Source organism: uncultured Kiloniella sp. (genome assembly GCF_937128705.1).
Classification (GTDB): domain Bacteria; phylum Pseudomonadota; class Alphaproteobacteria; order Kiloniellales; family Kiloniellaceae; genus Kiloniella.
In genome coordinates, this window is sequence record NZ_CAKZMP010000372.1 from 1 (window position 1) to 19469 (window position 19469).

Below are 19469 nucleotides of genomic sequence, written 5' to 3' on the forward strand. Positions count from 1 at the left end.
CCTTACTCAATTGGCCTTTGCGAATAAAGCCAGCAAGGGCGGCTGTGTAATAAGGGGTGTAACCGCCCAAAATTTCGTATTGATGCTGAAGCTCGTTAATATCGACCATGAGTTGGTGGTAGCCTTCACTTTCATAATCGGTACGTTCTGCCATTTGCGTATTAACAGCTTCCATTTTAGCTTCCAATTGCTTAATTTCGGTAAACGCTTCGTAAGCTTCTTCAAGTACAGTTCTGCCTAAAACAAAATCTATATCTTGTTTTAAGAAACCAATTTTTAAATCTTTATCTGATTTCCAATTTGAGGCCATAGTAAATTATCCAAAAACTTTATCATGTTTAGATTCTCGAATATTATCTGCTATCTATTCCTATGTGTCACAAATAAACACTGACTCAGGGCAGGTATATGGATAATCTTTCGGCGATGGGCATCTTTGTGAAGGTGGTGAACGAGGGCAGCTTTTCGGCGGCGGCTCGGGCGGCATCCTTGACGCCTTCTGCGGTGAGCAAGCAGGTTGGGCGGTTGGAAGATCGTCTTGGGGCGCGACTTTTTAATCGCACGACCCGCCATCTTTCCCTGACCGAGGTCGGCAAGGGCTTTTATGAACGTTGTTGCCAGATTTTGGTGGATGTGGAAGAGGCCGAGGATGCGGTGGCAAACCTGCATGCGGCGCCACGTGGAACCCTGAAAATCAATGTGCCTGTGGCTTTTGGGCGTTTGTGGATTACCGGACTTATTCCTGAATTTATGACCCTCTATCCGGAAATCAAACTGGATCTGAACCTACAGGATCGTTTTGTGGATCTGCTTAGCGAAGGCTATGACCTTGCCGTACGCATCGGGGATCTGGAAGATTCCAGCCTGATCGCACGAAAGCTTGCGGCCAATCGCCGTGTGGTCTGTGCCTCGCCGGATTACCTCAAAAACCACGGGGCACCAAAGCACCCGAAAGATTTGGAAAACCATGATTGTCTGATCTATGCCTCCCGCGCTTTTCGCAACGACTGGCGGTTTGAAGGGCCAGACGGCGCAGAGCTGGTCCATGTCAGTGGTGCCGTAGAAACCAACAACCCCGAAGTGATTATGGATCTGACCTGCAAGAATATGGGTATCAGTCTGCTACCCCTTTGGCTTGCTGGACCAGCCATCCGCAAAGCCCATATCGTTGAAGTTTTGCCGGATTATCACGTTCCTGACAGTGCTATCTACGCTATCTACCCTCCGGGCCGGCATCTGTCCCCCAAAGTTCGTGTCTTCGTTGACTTCATGGTGGAAAAATTCAACTTGCCCGAAAACCACTTTATCTAAGGGGCATTGCCCCTTTCTTTGTTGGCGCTTTGTTCTAAACTCCAATAGAGTTGGTAAGGCACTAACCAAATCATATCTTGGTTTGGCAAGTCCGCCAGAAATTATAAGTGGACGCCCGCAGCGTAGCGAGGATCAGCATGCGCGGCGATTGAACGCAATACGCTTTCTTGAGAAGCGGTATGAATCTTCTCAGTGGCGTTTGAACGTAACTAAAAAAGGAACTCTCCCTCCCATGGATACCCTCAGTGTTCTCTCTACTATTGCTCTGGTGAATATCATGGGCTGGCTATCACCGGGACCAAACATGTTTGCGATGATGAGTGCGTCACTCAGTCAGGGAAGGCGTCACGGTGTGCTGACGGGCTTAGGCATTTCGCTGGCGAGTTTTATTTGGGCAATATTGGCTGTTCTCGGTGTGATTGCCCTGTTTGATCTTTTCCCCCAAGTGGTACTTGGTCTCAGATTGATGGGGGCGGGCTATTTGCTCTGGTTGGGGTTCAAGGCCTTTAGAAGTGACTTCACGATGTCAAATGGGGATATGTCACTCTACCACTCTGATCATTCTGGTTTTAAAGCTTTCCGGTCCGGCTTCATAATCTGTGCAACAAATCCCAAGGCGGCTTTGTTCTTTGGCTCGGTCCTGACGGCGTTTGTGCCAGCCAATGCCTCAAACGAACTGCTGATAGAAATCCTTATGGTCTGTCTTGTGTTCGGTGTGTCCGGCCATACGATTACGGCGACTGTTTTTTCTACGGACTTTGTTGTTCAGAAGTTTGTTGCAGCGCGGCGACAGATTACGGGTGTCTTTGGCGCAACTTTTACTCTACTCGGCGTTGGCGCAGCCTATGATGCCATAAGGCGGTTTTGATGAAACTCCCAACGAATACGGCGCTTGTTATTATTGATGTGCAACAAGCTATTGATGAAGCTTTCTGGTCTCAGCATGGGCCACGAAATAATCCCGCAGCGGAACAAAACATGTCGACTGTGCTGAAGCACTGGCGCGATACCAAGCGTCCTGTGTTTCATATCCGACACGATAGCGTAAATGCTGATTCTACCTATGCACCGGGATCGGCAACTCATGCCTTTAAGCCTGAGGTTATGCCTCTATCCGGTGAAGTGGTGATTGGCAAAGCGGCGAACTCTGCTTTCATTGATACAGCGCTTGAACAAACGTTCCGGGATCAGGGAATTGATCATGTTGTGATAATGGGCGTGATTACCAACAATTCTGTTGAGGCAACAGTGCGTCATGCTGGTAATCTTGGTTTTACCACCTATCTGATAGAGAACGCCTGTTTTACCTTTGCCTTTCCAGATTATAGCGGCATCCTGCGATCAGCGCAGGAGGTCCACGATATGTCACTTGCGAATATGGATGGTGAATATTGTCAGGTCATCGATACGGCGCAGGTATTAGAAATCTAGGCACAAGCCTTTTGGCCAACCAAAAAGTTAAGTTAAACAACTATAAAAAATAAAGCGGGGGAGCTATGAAAAACTACCTGATCAAAAAGCACGAAATCGAACAGATGCAGGGTACGGAAAAAGAGCATTTTCTCAATCCAAATGCATTACGCACAAACAAGTCTCTTGGCGATCTAACAGGCCTGACGGGTCTTGGCTTTCATATCATCGAAGTCGAACCGGGTCGGGAGACAACGGAATATCACGTACATTACCACGAAGATGAATGTGTCTATGTTCTGTCTGGCACCGCCACGGCCTATATCGGCGATGAAGAATACCAGATCAACGAAGGTGATTTTATCGGCTACCGCGCTGGTGGTGAGGCCCATGGTATAACCAATACAGGCACAGAAACCCTGAAGTGCATCGTTGTGGGTCAACGGCTCGCCTTTGATATGGCTGATTATCCTCACAAGGATAAACGGATCTTCCGCGAAGACGGCAAACCATGGCAGTTGGTTGATAAAGAAAACATCGAAACCCCCACCGGCCCCGTCGGTAAGAAGTAACAATCTTGATTGTTTCTAATTAGATCTGGATACTCCATCCAAATTGCTTTCTGCAATTTGGCAAGTCTGACTGGGCGCCCGAGTTGATACGAGGATAAGCATGCGCGGCGTTTGAGCGCAATACGCCCTCTTGAGGGGTGGTACTAATTCTAAAATATTTTCTTATCGCGGGAATAAAATGCGTTCTGCGTTGTAACCCTGACAGGACAAGGATTCCCAATGTCCTGTCAGGGTTATTTATTTTTACCGCATAAGGAACAGTCGGGTATGTATTACGACCACAACTTTAAGACATTATCACTTACAAAAAATGGTTTTTCAAAAGGCACATTTTTAAGCACGTTATTTTTGGTTGGTGCGCTTGCGGCTTCAGGAACAGCCGAAGCATCGGGAAGCCTGTTTCAGAAGCTTAAAAACAATTTGGAAAATGAAGCCACCGAAGAAGCGACCAAGCTACTCGGAACCGCGAAAAAAGAAGTTATAACCGAGACAACCAAGAAAAGTGTAGCTCAATCAACTACGTCAACTTCCACTGAGGTGGCAGCGGCAGGACAGACGCCTGAGCTGGGGACACCGTCTGCTGATCTGATCAGTATGACTAAATGTACGGATTTGAAACCGGAAAATATCACCATCGGAACGCTGGGGGACTATACGTTTCAAAAGGGCTTTAGCAATGAAAAGAGATCTGGATTAGTCAATCGTCGCACAGGGGCTTTGAGTAATGGTTGTATTCTGCCGTCGCTCAATTCCCGCGAGATTGCTTATATGGAAGTTGACGAAAAATCCTTCGATGCTTTGGGCAGTTCCAATGATTGGGAAATGCAGTGCATTAAATCAGGTAATCCGGGTGCGGGTGTTGTGGGGGCGAGTGAGCCAAAAACCGAATACCCTTACACCGTGAACGTGCTAAGTGGTAAAGACATGATGCTTCATTGCGGTAATTCAGAAAATGTTGCGGAATGTGCTGAGGGCAGTAACAGTAGCCGCAGTTCTGCGTGGAAGAAAAATTTGGACGGGCGTGGCAAAACAATGCTGAGCGTCATGGCCAATACCAGTACGCTTGCTCCGGCACAGGGTGAAAAGCTCTACTGCCAATACTATAACAAAAAATCTGGTAATAGCCTTTTTGCTTTTGAATATCTAAGGCTGCAAAACTAAAACCTGATTTACTAACGAGCTGAATATGAAAAGGGTTTTGATATTTGTTTATCAGAGCCCTTTTTATGGGATGACTAAAGAACGAGCTAATAGGGTATGAGAGTTATCGCGCAAGCTTTTTAATTGTTGCTATAACGTCCCCATTGTCCGGGGCTGATGCCATAAGCCTTTTTAAAATGACGATTTAGGTGGCTTTGATCGGCAAAACCAACAGTGAAAGCGACATCGGCAAGGGGCTGTGCTTCTTCGATCAACTTACGGGCAAATTCCAAGCGACGCATAAGTAAAAATCGGTGTGGGCTTGTACCAAATGCGCGTCTGAAATGGCGCGAAAGGGTAAAGCGGTCCATATCCGTTACCTTTTCCAATTCCTCAGAATGCACATTGCGGCAAGCATTCTCATAGAGAAAATCTTTGGCTTTATCGACTGCGGCGTTATTTGTTTTAAGGGGCGAAGGTTTTGGGCCTTTGGCGTGCCGGACAAGACAATGGGCAACTTGACTGATCGTATCGTCTCTTGCCAAGTCGCTCAGGTTATTTTCAAGCTCACCCAAGGCCGTAACCATAGCTGTTTGTAAGTCTGGGTCATCAAGAATAGGAGTCTCGACAAAGGGGAGGGTAATGAAGTTTTCTCCCAATGCCTCACGAATCAAAGATGGTTCGAGATAAAGCATGCGATACAGTAGTCCTTCGTCAGTCCCGGACCCACCATCGTGCAATTCATCTGGGTGGAGCACGATAATCTGCCCCGGCTGACTGTACCGTCGATCCCCGCGATAGCCAAAGGCTTGGATGCCTTGCATCGTTAGACCTAATGCATAGGTGTCATGGCGATGTGGCTCGAAAAAATCGCCAACAAAACGCGCTTGGATGCGGGACAAACCAGACACGACAGGTGCCGAGATTATTTGCGCAGATGCAGAAGATTTGCACGAACGTTCAAGACGTAGATTTATACTTTCATTTATCTGGTTGTCTTTGTTCACATCAAGAACCTTGAATCAGAGAGACCATTATGTTTGATACTAAAATTGCTGTTGTTTTGCGAGATGATTTACAAACCTGGCAGGCTTTGAACGTTACCGCGTTTCTAAGTGGCGGGCTTGCGGGCGAAAACCAGACGATCATTGGCGAGGCATATCGTGATCGGATGGGGAATAACTATAACGCCCTGATCCGCCAGCCGATTATTGTTTTATCTGCTTGTGAAAACACCATACAAAAAATCCATCAGCGATCACTTACACGCGGCGTTAAATCCTCGCTTTATATTGAAGAAATGTTCTCGACGGGTCATGACGCCGCTAATCGTGCTGTTTTTGCAGAATATGACCCTGAAGATGCCAAAGTAGTGGGGATCGCCCTACACAGTGATAAAAAGATCGTCGATAAAATTACTAAAGGCGCAAAAATGTACGGTTAGATAAAAATGTGTGCGTAGATACTGGCATGAAGTGATCGCTTCAAAATCAACGATTACTTTGTATTTGTCAGTTCTTTGTCAGCTTAAAACGATAATGTCTTTTCAGTTTGTTCCTAAAAGCAGAGGACGCAGAAAATGAGGGGCATGAACCGTTGGGCTGGCCTGTTATCCTTGGGGGTCACAGTTGTTTTCTTGAATGGATGTAGTAACACAGGTGCAGATTATCGGCCGATAGTTGATGGTGGTGACAGTGCAGTATATGAAAGCGATTTGAGTGAATGTGCCGCAGTTGCGGACCAGCGCGGGTACCTAAACGGAGATGTTCAAAATGCCGCCCTACTTGGCACTGGTCTTGGTGCAATTGTCGGTGGATTGAGTGATGGCTGGGGTGGGGCCTTGGTTGGCGGTGTTATTGGCGCGGCGGGTGGTGCCGGGGCCGAGGCTTGGGATACACAAGACGAACGTAAGCAAATTGTAAAGAACTGTATGAAGGGGCGTGGCCATAACGTTGTTGGCTAAACCTTCATCCCTTCTCGGGCTCTTTTGGAGATACTGTATTACCTCGAGCAGTGTTATTCTGGCAGGCTAAATTGTGGTGTTTCAGTTTTCCCCCTGAAACAGGTGTCGATCTCCCGTAGCTGCGTTTGCCAGATGATCTAAAAGGGCCCGAACCCGAGCGTTTTTTTGTAAATCTTTATGGGTTACCAACCAAAGTTCTCCTTCTACATCTGGTAGCGGGGAAAAGACGGGAACTAATTCATGCCAATTTTGTCCCATTAAGCAGGGTAAAAGGATAAGATTATGACTATTGATTGCGAGTTGGGCGTTGGTCAGCATACTACTGCTTTCATACGCAATATGAACATCGGGAATAGTTTTGCGTAACCAGTCTGTTGTTTGTTGGGCGAGTGGGCCGCCTGTCCATGCAATAAAGGACTTTTCACTAAGGTCGCTTAATCTTTGAATTTGTCCTGATTCATAATGAGTGCTGGATCCATATATTCCCCATTTCAAAGTCGACAGCTTTCGACCTATCAAGCTTTCTTCTGTGGGCCGCGCGGGACGGAGTGCAATATCTGCTTCGCGTTCTGTCAGGCTCAGGCGCTGGTTATCGCTGATAATTTCGATATATAAACCGGGGTATTTTTCCGCAAACGGGGGAATGTGTCGACTTAAGAAAGAGGCGGCGAGGCTTTCTGTGGACGTGATTCGCAATCTTCCCGTAAGTTTTTGATCTTTGCCTGTTAAGGCACGTTCGGCACTGAACGTTTCCTGTTCAATGCGTTCCGCAGCAATGATTATTTCTCTGCCCGCTTCGGTTGGAACATATCCGTGGCGATGCCTTTCAAAAAGCTTCAGGTTGTAAATAGTTTCGATTTTTTCTAATCGCCTGAAGACAGTAGATGTGTTGACTTTCAGATGTTTTGCCGCGCTAGGAATGTTCCCCGCGCGAGAAATAGCTAACACATATTGGTAATCATTCCAGGAAATCATAGTTGCTTTTTCGCAAGTTAAAATCGCAAAGTTACAACTTTTATCTCATAAATGCATGTGGTTTTCTAGTGTTATGTGACGGATAAAGGCTTGGTTATTGACGGTTATAAACCACGAAAACCTGATTCCTCAGCAAGTTTATAACGGTTATAGGGAATCTAGAAATGAAACAGTTGGTTATTCTTGGCGGTGGTTTTGCAGGACTCTGGGCTGCGATGTCAGCGGCTGGTGAGCGTGCTGACAACAAGGCCGTAAAGATTGACATTACCCTGATCTCCAAAGATGCACATTTGGTAATCAGACCCCGTCTTTACGAAGGTGCAGGAGAAGACAAGCGCGTTCTGCTAAAATCTTTGTTGGATAAAATTGGTGTTCGATTTATTCAGGCAACAATAGAATCAATTGATCCACAGCATAAACAGGTTTTGCTCTCAAACCATACCTCAGCCCAAATATCATATGATGCGGTCATTCTTGCGACTGGTAGTTACCTCAAACAGTTGGATGTTACGGGGGTTAAACAGTACGGGTTCTCTGCAGATACCTATGAAGAAACTGAAAGGTTGGATCAGCAATTAACCCGGATAGTTGCTGCACAAGAAGAAGCAGCAAAAACACTTGTTGTGATCGGCGCTGGTTTTACAGGCTTGGAACTTGCCACGGAACTACGTAGCCGGTTGAAGAAAAAGTCCGACAAAACCTGTCGTATTATTTTAATTGATAAAGAAGAAATAGCGGGCGCAGAACTGGGTGTTAATCCAAAACCTTATATTGATGAGGCCCTTCGACTGCACAATATTGAGCTTAGTCTGGGAACATCAATCAAAGAGCTCACAGAAAATAGAGTTACTCTTGCTGATGGAGAGGTGATCGAGGCTCAGACGGTTGTTTTTGCCAACGGAATGGAGGCAAATAAGCTGACCAATAATTTTGGAAAACCAGACGTAGGGGCACAAGGGCGGTTAGCTGTTGCTCAGGATCTCAGCATTCCTGGCTACGACAATGCCTATGGAGCGGGGGATGTTGTTTGGGCCTATACCGAACCTCAGGCTTCTTCGGATGATTCTGAACTTATGACGTCCTCTGAAAAGAGTTTGGCTTATAACCCAGATCGGCCGCGGACGCTTTTTTCCTGCCAGCATGCCATCCAGCTTGGGCGTTTTGCTGGGTATAATGCGATCAAAAAGCTTCGGGGTCAGCCTGGTAAAGATTACGAGCAGACCTTTTATGCGACTTGCCTTGATCTTGGTGATTGGGGCGCGCTTTTTACCACAGGCTGGGACAGGGTAGCGGATAAAACGGGTGTTGAAGGAAAAGAAATGAAAAAGATGATCAACACCCAGTGGATCTATCCTCCTTCGCCCGAACTATCACCCGAAGAGATCCATGCGTTTGTTGCTTTTGACGAGGAAGAGTCTGCAGCGTAATTAAGTCGGTCTATTTTGAAATTAAAAAGGCTGCCAAAATAAACTGGCAGCCTTTTTATTTGTCTCGTTGGTAATCCGAGCCGCCTTAATGACGGAAATGACGCATGCCTGTATAAACCATGGCAAGACCTGCTTCATCAGCAGCGGCAATAACTTCGTCGTCACGCATGGACCCGCCTGGTTGGATAACAGCTGTAGCGCCGGCATCGGCAGCGGCGAGCAAGCCATCTGCGAAAGGGAAGAAGGCATCGGAAGAAACAACAGAACCAATTGTTCCGGCTTTGCTTAACCCAGCAGATTCTGCGGCTTCTTTACTTTTCCAAGCCGCAATTCTGGATGAATCAACCCGGCTCATTTGCCCGGCTCCAATGCCAACGATTGCACCGTTTTTGGCATAGACGATGGCGTTGGATTTCACATGCTTGCCAACTCTGAAAGCAAAGATCATATCGGCGATCTCTTGCTCGGTTGGTTGGCGTTTGGTCACAACCTTGAGGTCTGCGGCTGTAATGCGGCCATTATCACGGCCTTGTAATAAGAAGCCACCAGATATGGTCTTCATGTTCATGCCGGTATCTGCCGGATTTGGCATTTCACCAGTGACAAGAACACGCAAATTTTTCTTGGTTGCGAAAATAGCCTTGGCGTCATCATCAATCGCGGGCGCAATAACAACTTCTGCAAAAAGATCGGCGACCTGTGTGGCTGTCGCTGCGTCCATGGTTTTATTGGTGGCGATAATACCGCCAAAAGCACTAGTCGGATCACAGGCGAGGGCTGCTTTGTAGGCGTCACCTAAATTATCTGCCGTTGCCACGCCACAGGGATTTGCGTGTTTTATGATGGCAATTGTCGGTGCATCGAACTCAGAGACCAACTCAAAGGCTGCGTCGGTGTCGTTCAGGTTATTGTAGCTAAGTTCTTTGCCTTGTAGCTGCTGTGCTGTGACAACGCCGGGACGTGCATCAATAGTTTTGTAGACCGCGGCCACTTGATGCGGGTTCTCTCCATAGCGTAGAGACTGTTTGAGCTCGCCGCCAAGGGTAGTTTCGCGTGGGAAGTCTACACCGCATTCACCTTGGAGCCAGCCAGAAATCATGGAGTCATATTTAGCTGTGTGGCTATAGGCAGCCGCGGCAAGTTTGCGACGAAGTTCCTGTGTTGTTGCGCCGCCATTGGCTTTCATCTCATCTTGTACCAATGCATAGTCACTTGGGTCAGTGACAATCGTCACAAAGCCATGGTTCTTGGCGGCTGCACGAACCATCCCAGGACCACCGATATCAATGTTTTCAACACATGTATCGTAGTCTGCACCGGATTTGAGCGTTGCTTCGAAAGGATAAAGATTCACAACAACCAGATCAATTGGCGCAATGTCATGTTCTGCCATGGCGTCTGTGTGTGTTTTGAGATCACGTCGGGCTAGAATACCGCCGTGAATTTTCGGGTGCAGCGTTTTTACGCGTCCGTCCATAATTTCCGGAAAGCCTGTGTGGCTAGAAACTTCTTTTACGGGAACGCCTGCTTCGCTTAATGCGCGTGCGGAGCCTCCTGTAGAAAGAATCTCAATACCTTGATCTGTTAAAAACTTACCGAATTCAACGAGACCTGTTTTATCAGATACGGAAACGAGAGCACGACGGATGGTGTCAGACATAGCAGTTCCTTGCAGCTGTCTTCCACCCCGGTTGCCCGCCGGGGCGGGAAGTATGAATCATTTTAGTACGCTTTTTACGTCAAAAATAATCAATGTTGGCCGAAATTTTCTTAGGCAAGGGCACTAATAAACCGAAGGGTCATAGGATGCAATGTATATCGTGTTATAGGATGAACGAGGCACAAATTTATTACGTGTGCTGTTCAAAATTAAGGAGGATGCATTTCGTCCAAGATACTCAGTCAGTAAAATTTACTGGGAAAGAGCTTCGTTGAATTGTTTGTCCTGATGTTTGTTTAATGCCAAATCAGGCTTTAAACTTCCATTATACTCAGGAACAAGGCGACACAATTGTTCAATGACTCTTTCCCGATCTCTCTGGTCGATCAGGCTGGATAAATGATCGAGATCGCGGTTAAGGATATCTCGATCTGTAATTCTTGGTGTTGCCAACTTCAAGCTGCCGTGTGTTGTGGGCAGAAGAGGTTCTGTTTCATGAAATAATTCTTCGTATAGCTTCTCGCCGGGGCGGAGACCTGTGTACTGAATTTTGATGTCTTTTTCTGGCTCAAACCCTCCAAGCCGGATGACCTGTTTGGCGAGATCAGCAATTTTCACGGGGTCGCCCATATCCAGTACATAAATTTTGCCCGCATCTTCTCGGGCCATAGCCGCGCCGAGAGTCATGGTTTGAAGCACCAGTTCTACAGCTTCTTTTATTGTCATAAAATAACGGGTGATGTCTGGATGAGTCACAGTCAGTGGTCCCCCAGTTTTCAGTTGCCGTTCAAACAAGGGCACAACAGATCCTGTTGAACCAAGAACGTTACCAAATCGTACGGTAACAAAGCGGGTTTTGTTCTCTTGTTTACCTGCCAAGTCCATGGTTTGGCAGTAGCTTTCAGCTAATCGTTTGCTGGCACCCATAATATTAGGTGGGTTAATGGCTTTGTCAGTAGAAATCAAAACCATTGTTTGTACACCAACTCGACGACAGGCATCGGCAGTGTTTTTGGTGCCTAGTACGTTGGTGTGGATACCTTCAATGGGGTTTGCCTCGACAAGGGGGACATGTTTTAAAGCAGCAGCATGGAATACGAGTTCTGGCTTGAAGCGATCAAATATTTGATTTAGGCGCGATTGGTCCCGAACATCACCGAGAACGGCATCTCGTTCCAATTCGGGATAGTCTTCAGATAATTCCATATCGATGGAATAGAGATTGAATTCAGAACTATCTAACAGAATTATATGAGATGGTGTAAACGAGGCAATTTGTCTGGAAAGCTCGGACCCGATTGAACCGCCACAACCTGTGATAAGAACGCGTTTTCCAGATATAAGTTTTGCCATGGCTGGGCGATCCAGCTTGGCCTGTTGGCGACCGAGCAGATCTTCAATCGCAATTGGTTTAACTTCGATTTCATTGCCAAAGTTGCTTTTGAATTCAGTTGGGTTGGGCAAGCGTTCGATAAGTAAATTATTATGGGCGGCAACATCGTTAATGTGTTGCATACCGTCCCTGTCGATGACTTTTGACATTATAATTCGTTGGGGAAGCCTGTTGCTGGAAGCTACCTTATCCAAGGCATCCTGTAATTTGTCCAGCGGCCCCATAATGGGCAGATCATGCATACGTCGGCCTGCTTCTTGACCTGTTGGATCTAGGATGCCGACAACTTCGTAGGCGCTTGTGGGGTCTCTTGTTATATGTCTGAGAAAGGCTTCGGCAATATCGTCAAAACCGATAAGGAATACGGGTACCCTAAGATGACTATCCTTTTCCATGAGCCTTCGTACGCCCTGATCTTTCCATATTCGATAGACCATACGTGGACCACCGAGGAGAAAGATGAGGACGAACCAATTGATAATCAGAGAGCTTCTTGGGATGTCTTCAAGGCGATTCCAAAAAAAGAGGATTGGAAGGAATAGCAACATAACAAGGCTAGAAGCCTTTATTATGTTGAGTAAATCATTCATTGAGGCGTAACGCCAGGTGCCCCTATAGAAATCAAGCATCCAGAAGGTACCAATCCCTATCAGGATAAAGAGAGCCCATGCAGGGAACAAGCTGAGGGGGGGGATTGCCGCTGCGTCATTGACATCCATACGGAGCGCCAGGGAAAGAGCAAACGAAATCGCAAGCATGAAAAGGTCATGCGAAAATGCGATCAATGATTTGCTACGTGAAGTTCTAAGAAACTTCATTTGATAATTTTCCTGACGGCAATGTAGTGAATAGAATGACTTATTTAATTTGGTTTCACTTTACTGGCAATGTCTAAAGTTGGCCAGTAAGCTTTCACATGGATCTGTTGATAATCTCTGATTTCTTATTGTGATCGTTTCTTTTTCAACAGCTTCATTGTACTGAATACAATAATTAGAGCAATGATCAGGCTATACCATGGGTAATCAGCACTTAGGAAAAGTGCTAAGGCAATTAAGACGATGTTACAGGTTAAAATAGTCAAGGAAACCGCTTTGTGGCTGAGGCCATTTTGCACACCAATTTGGTAACAATGTTCCTTATGTGCTTCCCAGATTTTTTGTTTTCGTACTGCGCGTTTTAACAGTGTAATTGTTGCGTCACATAGATAATAGAACGGTAGAATAAAAGCCGCTGCCCACATACCTTTTATGATCAAGAAAATCATAAACCATCCGAGGATATATCCCAGTGGAATGGAACCGACATCACCAAGAAAAATTGCTGCTGGTTCCCAGTTCCAAATTAAGAAACCCAATGTTGCGGCAAGGACAAACAGCGGTAAATAAAAAGCATCAGTTTGCCAAGAAAAATAGGACGCAATAAGAACTACCCCCAGGGTAATTGTGGACGTTTCTACACCTGTTATGCCGTCAATGCCGTCCATAAAGTTATAGAGATTAATGAACCATACCCATGATAGGCCAATGAAGATGTAATCAATCCACTGCGGGATAATCGCTGGGAATAGTTTGATTTCTTGTCCGTCATGGTTAATCCCCCAAAGGCTGATCACCACCACAATAATTTGTATCAACAAGCGGAATTTTGGGGAAAGATTTTTTAAATCGTCCAACCATGAAATTGCCATCAAGACAATAGAGCCGGTAAAAATAAACCAAAACCCCGGCAGAGGAGCCAATGACGCAGATCCATGGCCAGCCCATCCAAGAAGGATGATTCCCATCAAAGCAAGCCCACCGCCTCTGGGTGTCGGGATGGTGTGACTACTCCGTTCATTCGGATTATCGAGAATACTCTTGTTAATCAGAACTTTCCGAAGCATCGCAGTTGCTACACAAGATGCAAGTAGGGAAATAGCGAATATTGTCAGGACGTGGAGTAACTCTGTCATTGATCCCATAGGTTAGATTGGTTGTTTTTTGATGTGGATTTTTTCGTGTTTACTCTGACAAGTGACCATTTTATTTTTGTATCACTGGTGCTTGTTATCCCCGACAGGACAATTTGTTGACTTCGGCGTATTTCGCCTGCTTTTCCAAGATAGATACTTGGCTCTAATGATAGGTTGGCCCCTTCGCAGGAAAATTGCCAACCGCCCCCTTTTTGCAGGCTTAATAATACAACGTTGCCACCACTTATGGGGGACGCTTTGACATCAGAATGCAAGTGAAAACGAGCAGAAAATTCGTTCCGATCTCTTTCGTCTAAGCTTTCCGAGAAACGTAATATGTCGTGACCTTTAATTCCTTCGCCCTTGGGAAGTGCGATTAAAGTGCGATCATGAAGTATGCCTGATTTGTTCAAGTATCCATCGTGAGACATTTCCAAACGAATCTCGCCGTTGCTGTCTTCTTCTCTTCGACAAGTGACGTTATCGGGGCGTTTGGCAAGTCCCCCACGAGGGGTAAGGTGCGCAGAATTTGTTTCCGCAAGCGTTATTGTCGTGTGTGCTGCTGTTGCACGGGGAATCCACCGCCATTGCGGATGGTTTCTGTGGACACCACAATTTGTGATTAATCGTTCCCGTCCGACAGATAATTCAAAGCTAAGCGTACCAGCGTGTGCGGTGAGGTCATATCCCGGTGGTGGTGGTGCCCCAGCATCCACGATCACTGTGATGCGGCCAGACTGTAATCGTTGAAAGCCACTTTGTGGTGCAGCTAATAGCGGTTGTTTTCTTCCCTCTGCTCGCCGAAGAACCATGTCAATTTGCCAGCCATGGTCTTCGTTAGAATCGTTGAAAAGGGCTAAACCTCCATCCCCGTGAAGGAACATTCTCAAAACAGGAGACATAGATTCAATTGCTGAAATTATAGAACCGGGAACGTGCTTTTTTCCTGTGTGTAAGGTTGCTCTAATATCAATCAGATGGCGCAATACTTCCAAATGGATGTGAGGACTTCGTTGTATATGGCCACCGTCAGGCAAGATTTGGCGGGTGAGTTCCCGGCTAAGTAAATCTAAAGCGCGTTTAAGCCATACGTCGCCTTCTGGTAAACAAACGCCGGCGTATAATAGCCCTTTAATCGCACGAATAAGCTCTACCCCTGTAAGACCTGCGGGTAAGGCTGAAGAAAGGTAGCGGGCCTGTTTTGCGATGCTGTCGTGGATACTTTGGCGAAGATTGATATCGGCAGAACTACCAATAAATTCGTAATGTCCTAACCAGTTATAGAGCCTGCATCCTGTTATCGAAGGTTCCCATGTTAGGGGGCGCCAACGGTTATTATCTCTTATCCATTGGTTCAGCATTTCTCGTGCTGTTCGTCGTGCCTGATCCCCAGCTGCGGCACGTAAGGATCTTAACCAACTGAAAGAATGTAATTCTTTAACCCAATCCAGCTCTGCCCCCACAGGGTTCCATAGCGGGGAGGGATTGTTAATGACTTGCCCGGACAGTTCAATCTGCCCTGATAGAATTGCCCTGCCTTGATTTGTATCACCCAGCCAAGGATCGGTTGGTGTGAAAACCAGATTCGGGATGGCTTTGCGGCTTATGGCCCAATCATAAAGTGGGCTGATAAGCAGAGGATATTTTAACTTGTATCCGATTTTCTGGAAAACTAATGAATTGGGCAGCCTAAGGAAGGAAGCCAAGCGTTCAGACACATTGCTCTGGCCATTGATCCAACGACCAGTGCTTTTGTTCGTATCTCTTTTCTCGGTTTGGCTTTGGCCTTCCATAGGCGGATGCTCTTACTGCCCTTTTAGTTTCTTGATGTTGTTCGCATAGTTGTCAGGTCCCCCGCGAAAGGTTGCCGTGCCCGCGACAAGCAAATCAGCACCAGCTTCGATGGCCTGTGGCGCGGTATCAAAATTGATGCCGCCATCAACCTCTAGATCAATATCTTTGCCAAGAGCATCAATTTTGTTTCTCAGGGCTGAAATTTTTCCAAGAGCGCCGGGTATGAAAGATTGCCCCCCAAAACCGGGATTCACTGACATAACCAACAAAAGATCAAGATCTTCAATAACGTGATCAACGATATCAATCGGGGTGCCGGGATTGAGCGCAAGCCCGGCTTTTACACCAAGTGATTTGATCAGTTGGATTGTGCGGTGAAAGTGTGGACCAGCTTCAGGATGAATTGTTATTATATCTGCACCAGCATCTACAAAAGCTTCGATGTAGAGATCGATGGGTGAAATCATCAAATGAACATCAAATGGCTTCTTTGTTACTGGGCGAACCGCTTTGGTTATGGAAGGGCCAAATGAGATATTGGGTACGAAGTGCCCGTCCATAATATCGACATGTATATAATCTGCACCAGCCTGATCCAGGCGTTGAATTTCTTGTCCTAATTGAGAAAAATCAGCGGCAAGGATAGAGGGGGCGATACGTGTAGTTTTTTGCATTTATCCGGTTCTTTTATCCGAGGAAGCGAGGCTCTGCTAACAGAGATAATTTTCTCCACTTTGGTAGCAGTATAGCCTCATCTTCGCAAGCAATTGCCAGATAATGTCTTGTTGTGAATTAGATGAAATACGAATTAGCTGGATATGATTTTGTCATAAAGGGCTCTGTCTGTTGCGCCTTCTGACCCAATAAGCAAAATCCTTGATGTTTTATCTATCCGCAGGTCGTTACGAAGGGCGGCATCCTGAGCAACGGCAATAATTGCAGCTAGTCCAGCAACCGCAGATTCCCCGGCTTCGATAGCTGGATCATTACCTATCGGTTTTGCGAGTAACTTCATAGCCGGCGCAATAAACATATCTGGTATAGACAGAAAGTCTGACGCTTCTTCACGTAAGATATTCCATGCCAGAGGTGAGGGCTCACCGCAGGATAAACCTGCCATGATGGTTTCTTCGGTTATTTGAACTGATGTTAGTGTATCTTTCATTGCGCTTGCATAAAGACAACTGGCCAAGTCGGGCTCGACAATGATAACGCGCGGCGAAGCTTTTCCCCACTTTTGCCGTAAGGCGGCACAAACGGATGCCGCGAGACCCCCGACCCCACCCTGTAGGAATACATGACTTGGTGGTGGAGAGAGTTCCTGTGTGATTTCATTTGTCATAACGCCATAGCCAGCCATAACGTCTGTTGGTGGTTGTATGTAGTTATCCCATGATGTGTCTGAGACAATGAACCAGTTGTTTTCTTCGGCATTGGTTTTTGTAATGCGAACAGAATCATCGTAATCGCCATCTATGCGAATAACGTCGGCACCAAAATATCTCATCGCTTTGGCGCGTTCTTCACTAACTTCTGCATGGATGTATATCTTGCAATCAGCACCAAATTTTTTGGCCCCCCAAGCCAAGGAACGTCCATGATTTCCATCTGTCGCAGAAACAAGTGTGATTGCTTTTGTCAAAGAAGCGTATTTTCCCGAGCGAAGATCTGAAAGAGATATAATTTTATCGAATTTATTATATAGCTCTCGCTGTAACACTCTTGCAGCTGCATAGGCACCGCCCAAGGCCTTGAAAGATCCAAGGCCAAACCTTGGTCCTTCGTCCTTATAAAAAATATTATCCAGATCAAGTTGCTGAGCGAGGCTTTTTAGAGGATGAAGCGGTGTCGTTGTGTACCCCTCCCACGACATAATTTCGCTGGATGCATCAGTAAAATCCTGTGGTGTGATAACGCTTTTGAAGGCTTCCCCAGTGTGTCGGGCGTAAGATACGTGCTTAATAGTATCGGCAGAAAAAGTATCTAACATAAAATTTATCCTACTTGTGGTAAAAGCTTGGGGTAAAACTTGATAATTATTCAGGTAAACGGGTTTTCACAAGCTGCGCCCAATAGGCCGCGCCGATTGTAAGTGCATCGTCATTGAAGTCATAGTCAGAAGCGTGAAGAGGTTTGCCATGAGTACCTTCTATGCCGTTGCCCATTAACATAAAACAACCTGGTTTCTTTTGGGAAAACAACGCGAAGTCTTCCGAGAAGGACATTGGTTCCCGGTCGCCTTGAACGTTGTCACTAATCCTTCTTGCCGCTTGAAGTGCGATTTGGGTCTGTTCGACTGTATTAATGGTTTCAATAAATTCGGTGTTGAAGTTGAACTTTGCTTCGACATCGTGACCTTGAGCGATACCGAACAAGAGCCGCTGCATATGAGCTTTAATTTGCCCTCGATCATCTGGTGTTCGGGCGCGCACATCTCCTTTAAGTATTGCAGAGCCAGGAAGGACATTTCTGCGTCCGTCAGTTATGAATTCGGTAATGGAGACGACAGCACCGCAGCCCGGGTCCATTTTACGTGCAACGATAGATTGGAGCGCTTGGACAATTTCAGAGCCAACAAGAATTGCATCGACCCCTTTTTGGGGCATGGCAGAATGACCGCCGCGCGCGTTTATCGCGATTTCAAACAAGCTCTCGCTGGAACAAATAGTGCCGGGTCTTGTGGAAAACTCTCCAAGGGGAGCACCAGGTAAATTATGGAGTCCGTATATTTCGTCGATTTGAAATTTTTCGAAAATACCATCTTTGACCATTGCAGCGGCACCCAGACCATTCTCTTCGTTGGGCTGGAATATAAAAACAACTGTACCGTTGAAGTTTTGTTTTTCTGATAAAAATTGGGCTGCGCCGAGAAGCATTGCGGTATGGCCATCGTGCCCACAGGCGTGCATTCTTCCCTTTGTCGTTGAGCAATATTCATGACTACTGGTTTCTTGTATGGGGAGTGCATCCATGTCGGCTCTCAATGCAATTGCTTGATTTCCGCGACCTTTTTTTAGAATGCCGACAACGCCAGTACCGCCAATTTTCTCATGAACTTCCAAACCATAAGATTTGAGTTCTAAAGCAATTTTCTGGGCTGTTCTTTGTTCTTCGAACCCGAGTTCAGGATTGCGATGTAAATCATGACGTATGTCGATCAGTTTTTGTTTTTGATATTGAAATGCATCTGGTGTGACATCGGTCATCATCAACTCCTTTAATTCTTACGAATAAGGATACATTGAAAATGATACTAAATTTATTGAATTGTAATTTTTTAAAGACTAATTTGATAAAAATAAATCTTATTTAAGATGAGAATAATAATGGATTCTTTTGATTATAAAATTCTTTTCCATGTTCAAAAAGATAGCCGGATGACTGCTGAAAAGATTAGCGCAGAAATTGGGCTATCACCTGCTGCAGTTCAAAAGAGGTTGAAAAAGCTAAAGGATAACGGTGTTATCAGAGCAGAAGTGGCACTGCTTGATCCTAAAAAAATGGGTCATCCAATGACTGTGATTGCGGAAATAAGTCTTGAGCGTGAAAACCTGAATGTACTTGATGGTTTCAAAAAGCGTATGCGACAGGCAGAAGAAGTTCAGCAGTGTTATTATACAACCGGTGAGGCCGATTTTATCTTGGTGCTATTGGTACGGGATATTCAACACTATGAGCAATTTACCCGTGAATATTTCTTTGGCAATACGGCAGTCAGTAAATTCAAAACAAATATTGTGATGGATTCCGTTAAGGTAGGAATGTCTATTCCAATACACACAAGTTAAAGTAAATAATAAGTATTTATTTTGGTTCGATGGATCTTCACTGTTGAATGCAAAAAAATAATGACTTGGATTATATCTCAGC

18 protein-coding genes and 1 pseudogene are annotated in these 19469 nt (G+C 45.8%); 9 read left to right on the forward strand and 10 right to left on the reverse strand.

Annotated elements, in window-relative coordinates:
• Positions 1-310, reverse strand: a pseudogene (locus tag Q0241_RS18800) (hypothetical protein); the annotation flags it as partial.
• Positions 311-408: 98 nt separating this feature from the next.
• Between Q0241_RS18800 and Q0241_RS18805 the strand changes: the two are divergent.
• The 5 genes from Q0241_RS18805 to Q0241_RS18825 all read left to right on the forward strand — a co-directional run bounded on the left by Q0241_RS18805 (position 409) and on the right by Q0241_RS18825 (position 4454).
• On the forward strand, positions 409-1311 hold the full coding sequence (locus Q0241_RS18805; RefSeq protein WP_299380603.1) for a LysR substrate-binding domain-containing protein: 903 nt from the start codon (positions 409-411) through the stop codon (positions 1309-1311).
• Between the two features lie 232 nt (positions 1312-1543).
• Positions 1544-2179 (forward strand): LysE family translocator, encoded by a 636-nt coding sequence (locus tag Q0241_RS18810; protein WP_299380604.1) that lies wholly within the window; start codon positions 1544-1546, stop codon positions 2177-2179.
• Positions 2179-2742: a cysteine hydrolase family protein gene (locus tag Q0241_RS18815; RefSeq protein ID WP_299380606.1), complete on the forward strand. Its 564-nt coding sequence runs from the start codon at positions 2179-2181 to the stop codon at positions 2740-2742. The genes Q0241_RS18810 and Q0241_RS18815 overlap by 1 nt, the downstream gene beginning before the upstream one ends.
• Positions 2743-2807: 65 nt before the next feature.
• Positions 2808-3293 (forward strand): cupin domain-containing protein, encoded by a 486-nt coding sequence (locus Q0241_RS18820; protein WP_299380608.1) that lies wholly within the window; start codon positions 2808-2810, stop codon positions 3291-3293.
• Between the two features lie 219 nt (positions 3294-3512).
• Positions 3513-4454 carry a hypothetical protein gene (locus Q0241_RS18825; RefSeq protein WP_299380609.1) on the forward strand — a complete coding sequence of 314 codons (942 nt, stop codon included), beginning with the start codon at positions 3513-3515 and terminating at the stop codon, positions 4452-4454.
• Between the two features lie 119 nt (positions 4455-4573).
• Here Q0241_RS18825 and Q0241_RS18830 read toward each other — a convergent pair whose 3' ends face one another.
• Positions 4574-5440 (reverse strand): AraC family transcriptional regulator, encoded by an 867-nt coding sequence (locus Q0241_RS18830; RefSeq protein WP_299380610.1) that lies wholly within the window; start codon positions 5438-5440, stop codon positions 4574-4576.
• Between the two features lie 29 nt (positions 5441-5469).
• Here Q0241_RS18830 and Q0241_RS18835 point away from each other — a divergent pair, with 29 nt between their 5' ends.
• Together Q0241_RS18835 and Q0241_RS18840 are read left to right on the forward strand one after the other, a co-directional pair.
• Entirely contained in the window at positions 5470-5877 is a 408-nt protein-coding gene (locus Q0241_RS18835; protein WP_299380612.1) for a DUF2000 family protein, read from the forward strand.
• A gap of 144 nt (positions 5878-6021) precedes the next feature.
• A complete protein-coding gene (locus Q0241_RS18840; RefSeq protein WP_299380617.1) occupies positions 6022-6396 on the forward strand; it encodes a hypothetical protein in 375 nt (124 codons plus the stop codon).
• 81 nt (positions 6397-6477) lie between these two features.
• On the opposite strand, the gene Q0241_RS18845 is transcribed toward Q0241_RS18840, so the two are convergent.
• Entirely contained in the window at positions 6478-7371 is an 894-nt protein-coding gene (locus Q0241_RS18845) for a LysR family transcriptional regulator (RefSeq protein WP_299380619.1), read from the reverse strand.
• Positions 7372-7535: 164 nt separating this feature from the next.
• Here Q0241_RS18845 and Q0241_RS18850 point away from each other — a divergent pair, with 164 nt between their 5' ends.
• On the forward strand, positions 7536-8798 hold the full coding sequence (locus Q0241_RS18850) for an FAD-dependent oxidoreductase (protein WP_299380621.1): 1263 nt from the start codon (positions 7536-7538) through the stop codon (positions 8796-8798).
• A gap of 85 nt (positions 8799-8883) precedes the next feature.
• Here the strand turns inward: Q0241_RS18850 and purH are convergent, their stop codons facing one another.
• The 7 genes from purH to Q0241_RS18885 all read right to left on the reverse strand — a co-directional run bounded on the left by purH (position 8884) and on the right by Q0241_RS18885 (position 18805).
• Positions 8884-10458 carry a bifunctional phosphoribosylaminoimidazolecarboxamide formyltransferase/IMP cyclohydrolase gene (purH, locus tag Q0241_RS18855; protein WP_299380623.1) on the reverse strand — a complete coding sequence of 525 codons (1575 nt, stop codon included), beginning with the start codon at positions 10456-10458 and terminating at the stop codon, positions 8884-8886.
• A gap of 252 nt (positions 10459-10710) precedes the next feature.
• Positions 10711-12669, reverse strand: a complete 1959-nt coding sequence (locus Q0241_RS18860) for a nucleoside-diphosphate sugar epimerase/dehydratase (protein ID WP_299380625.1) — start codon at positions 12667-12669, stop codon at positions 10711-10713.
• A 125-nt stretch (positions 12670-12794) separates the two neighbouring features.
• A complete protein-coding gene (locus Q0241_RS18865; protein WP_299380627.1) occupies positions 12795-13805 on the reverse strand; it encodes a glycosyltransferase family 4 protein in 1011 nt (336 codons plus the stop codon).
• Positions 13802-15598: a heparinase II/III family protein gene (locus Q0241_RS18870; RefSeq protein ID WP_299380629.1), complete on the reverse strand. Its 1797-nt coding sequence runs from the start codon at positions 15596-15598 to the stop codon at positions 13802-13804. Before Q0241_RS18870 ends, Q0241_RS18865 begins: the two co-directional genes overlap by 4 nt.
• Positions 15599-15610: 12 nt before the next feature.
• A complete protein-coding gene (gene rpe, locus Q0241_RS18875) occupies positions 15611-16273 on the reverse strand; it encodes a ribulose-phosphate 3-epimerase (protein WP_299380631.1) in 663 nt (220 codons plus the stop codon).
• A 134-nt stretch (positions 16274-16407) separates the two neighbouring features.
• Positions 16408-17589: a diaminopropionate ammonia-lyase gene (locus Q0241_RS18880; RefSeq protein WP_299380633.1), complete on the reverse strand. Its 1182-nt coding sequence runs from the start codon at positions 17587-17589 to the stop codon at positions 16408-16410.
• A gap of 46 nt (positions 17590-17635) precedes the next feature.
• A complete protein-coding gene (locus Q0241_RS18885; RefSeq protein ID WP_299380636.1) occupies positions 17636-18805 on the reverse strand; it encodes a M20 aminoacylase family protein in 1170 nt (389 codons plus the stop codon).
• A gap of 120 nt (positions 18806-18925) precedes the next feature.
• On the opposite strand from Q0241_RS18885, the gene Q0241_RS18890 reads away from it, so the two are divergent.
• Positions 18926-19387: an Lrp/AsnC family transcriptional regulator gene (locus tag Q0241_RS18890; protein WP_299380638.1), complete on the forward strand. Its 462-nt coding sequence runs from the start codon at positions 18926-18928 to the stop codon at positions 19385-19387.
• The last annotated feature ends 82 nt before the right edge of the window (positions 19388-19469 follow it).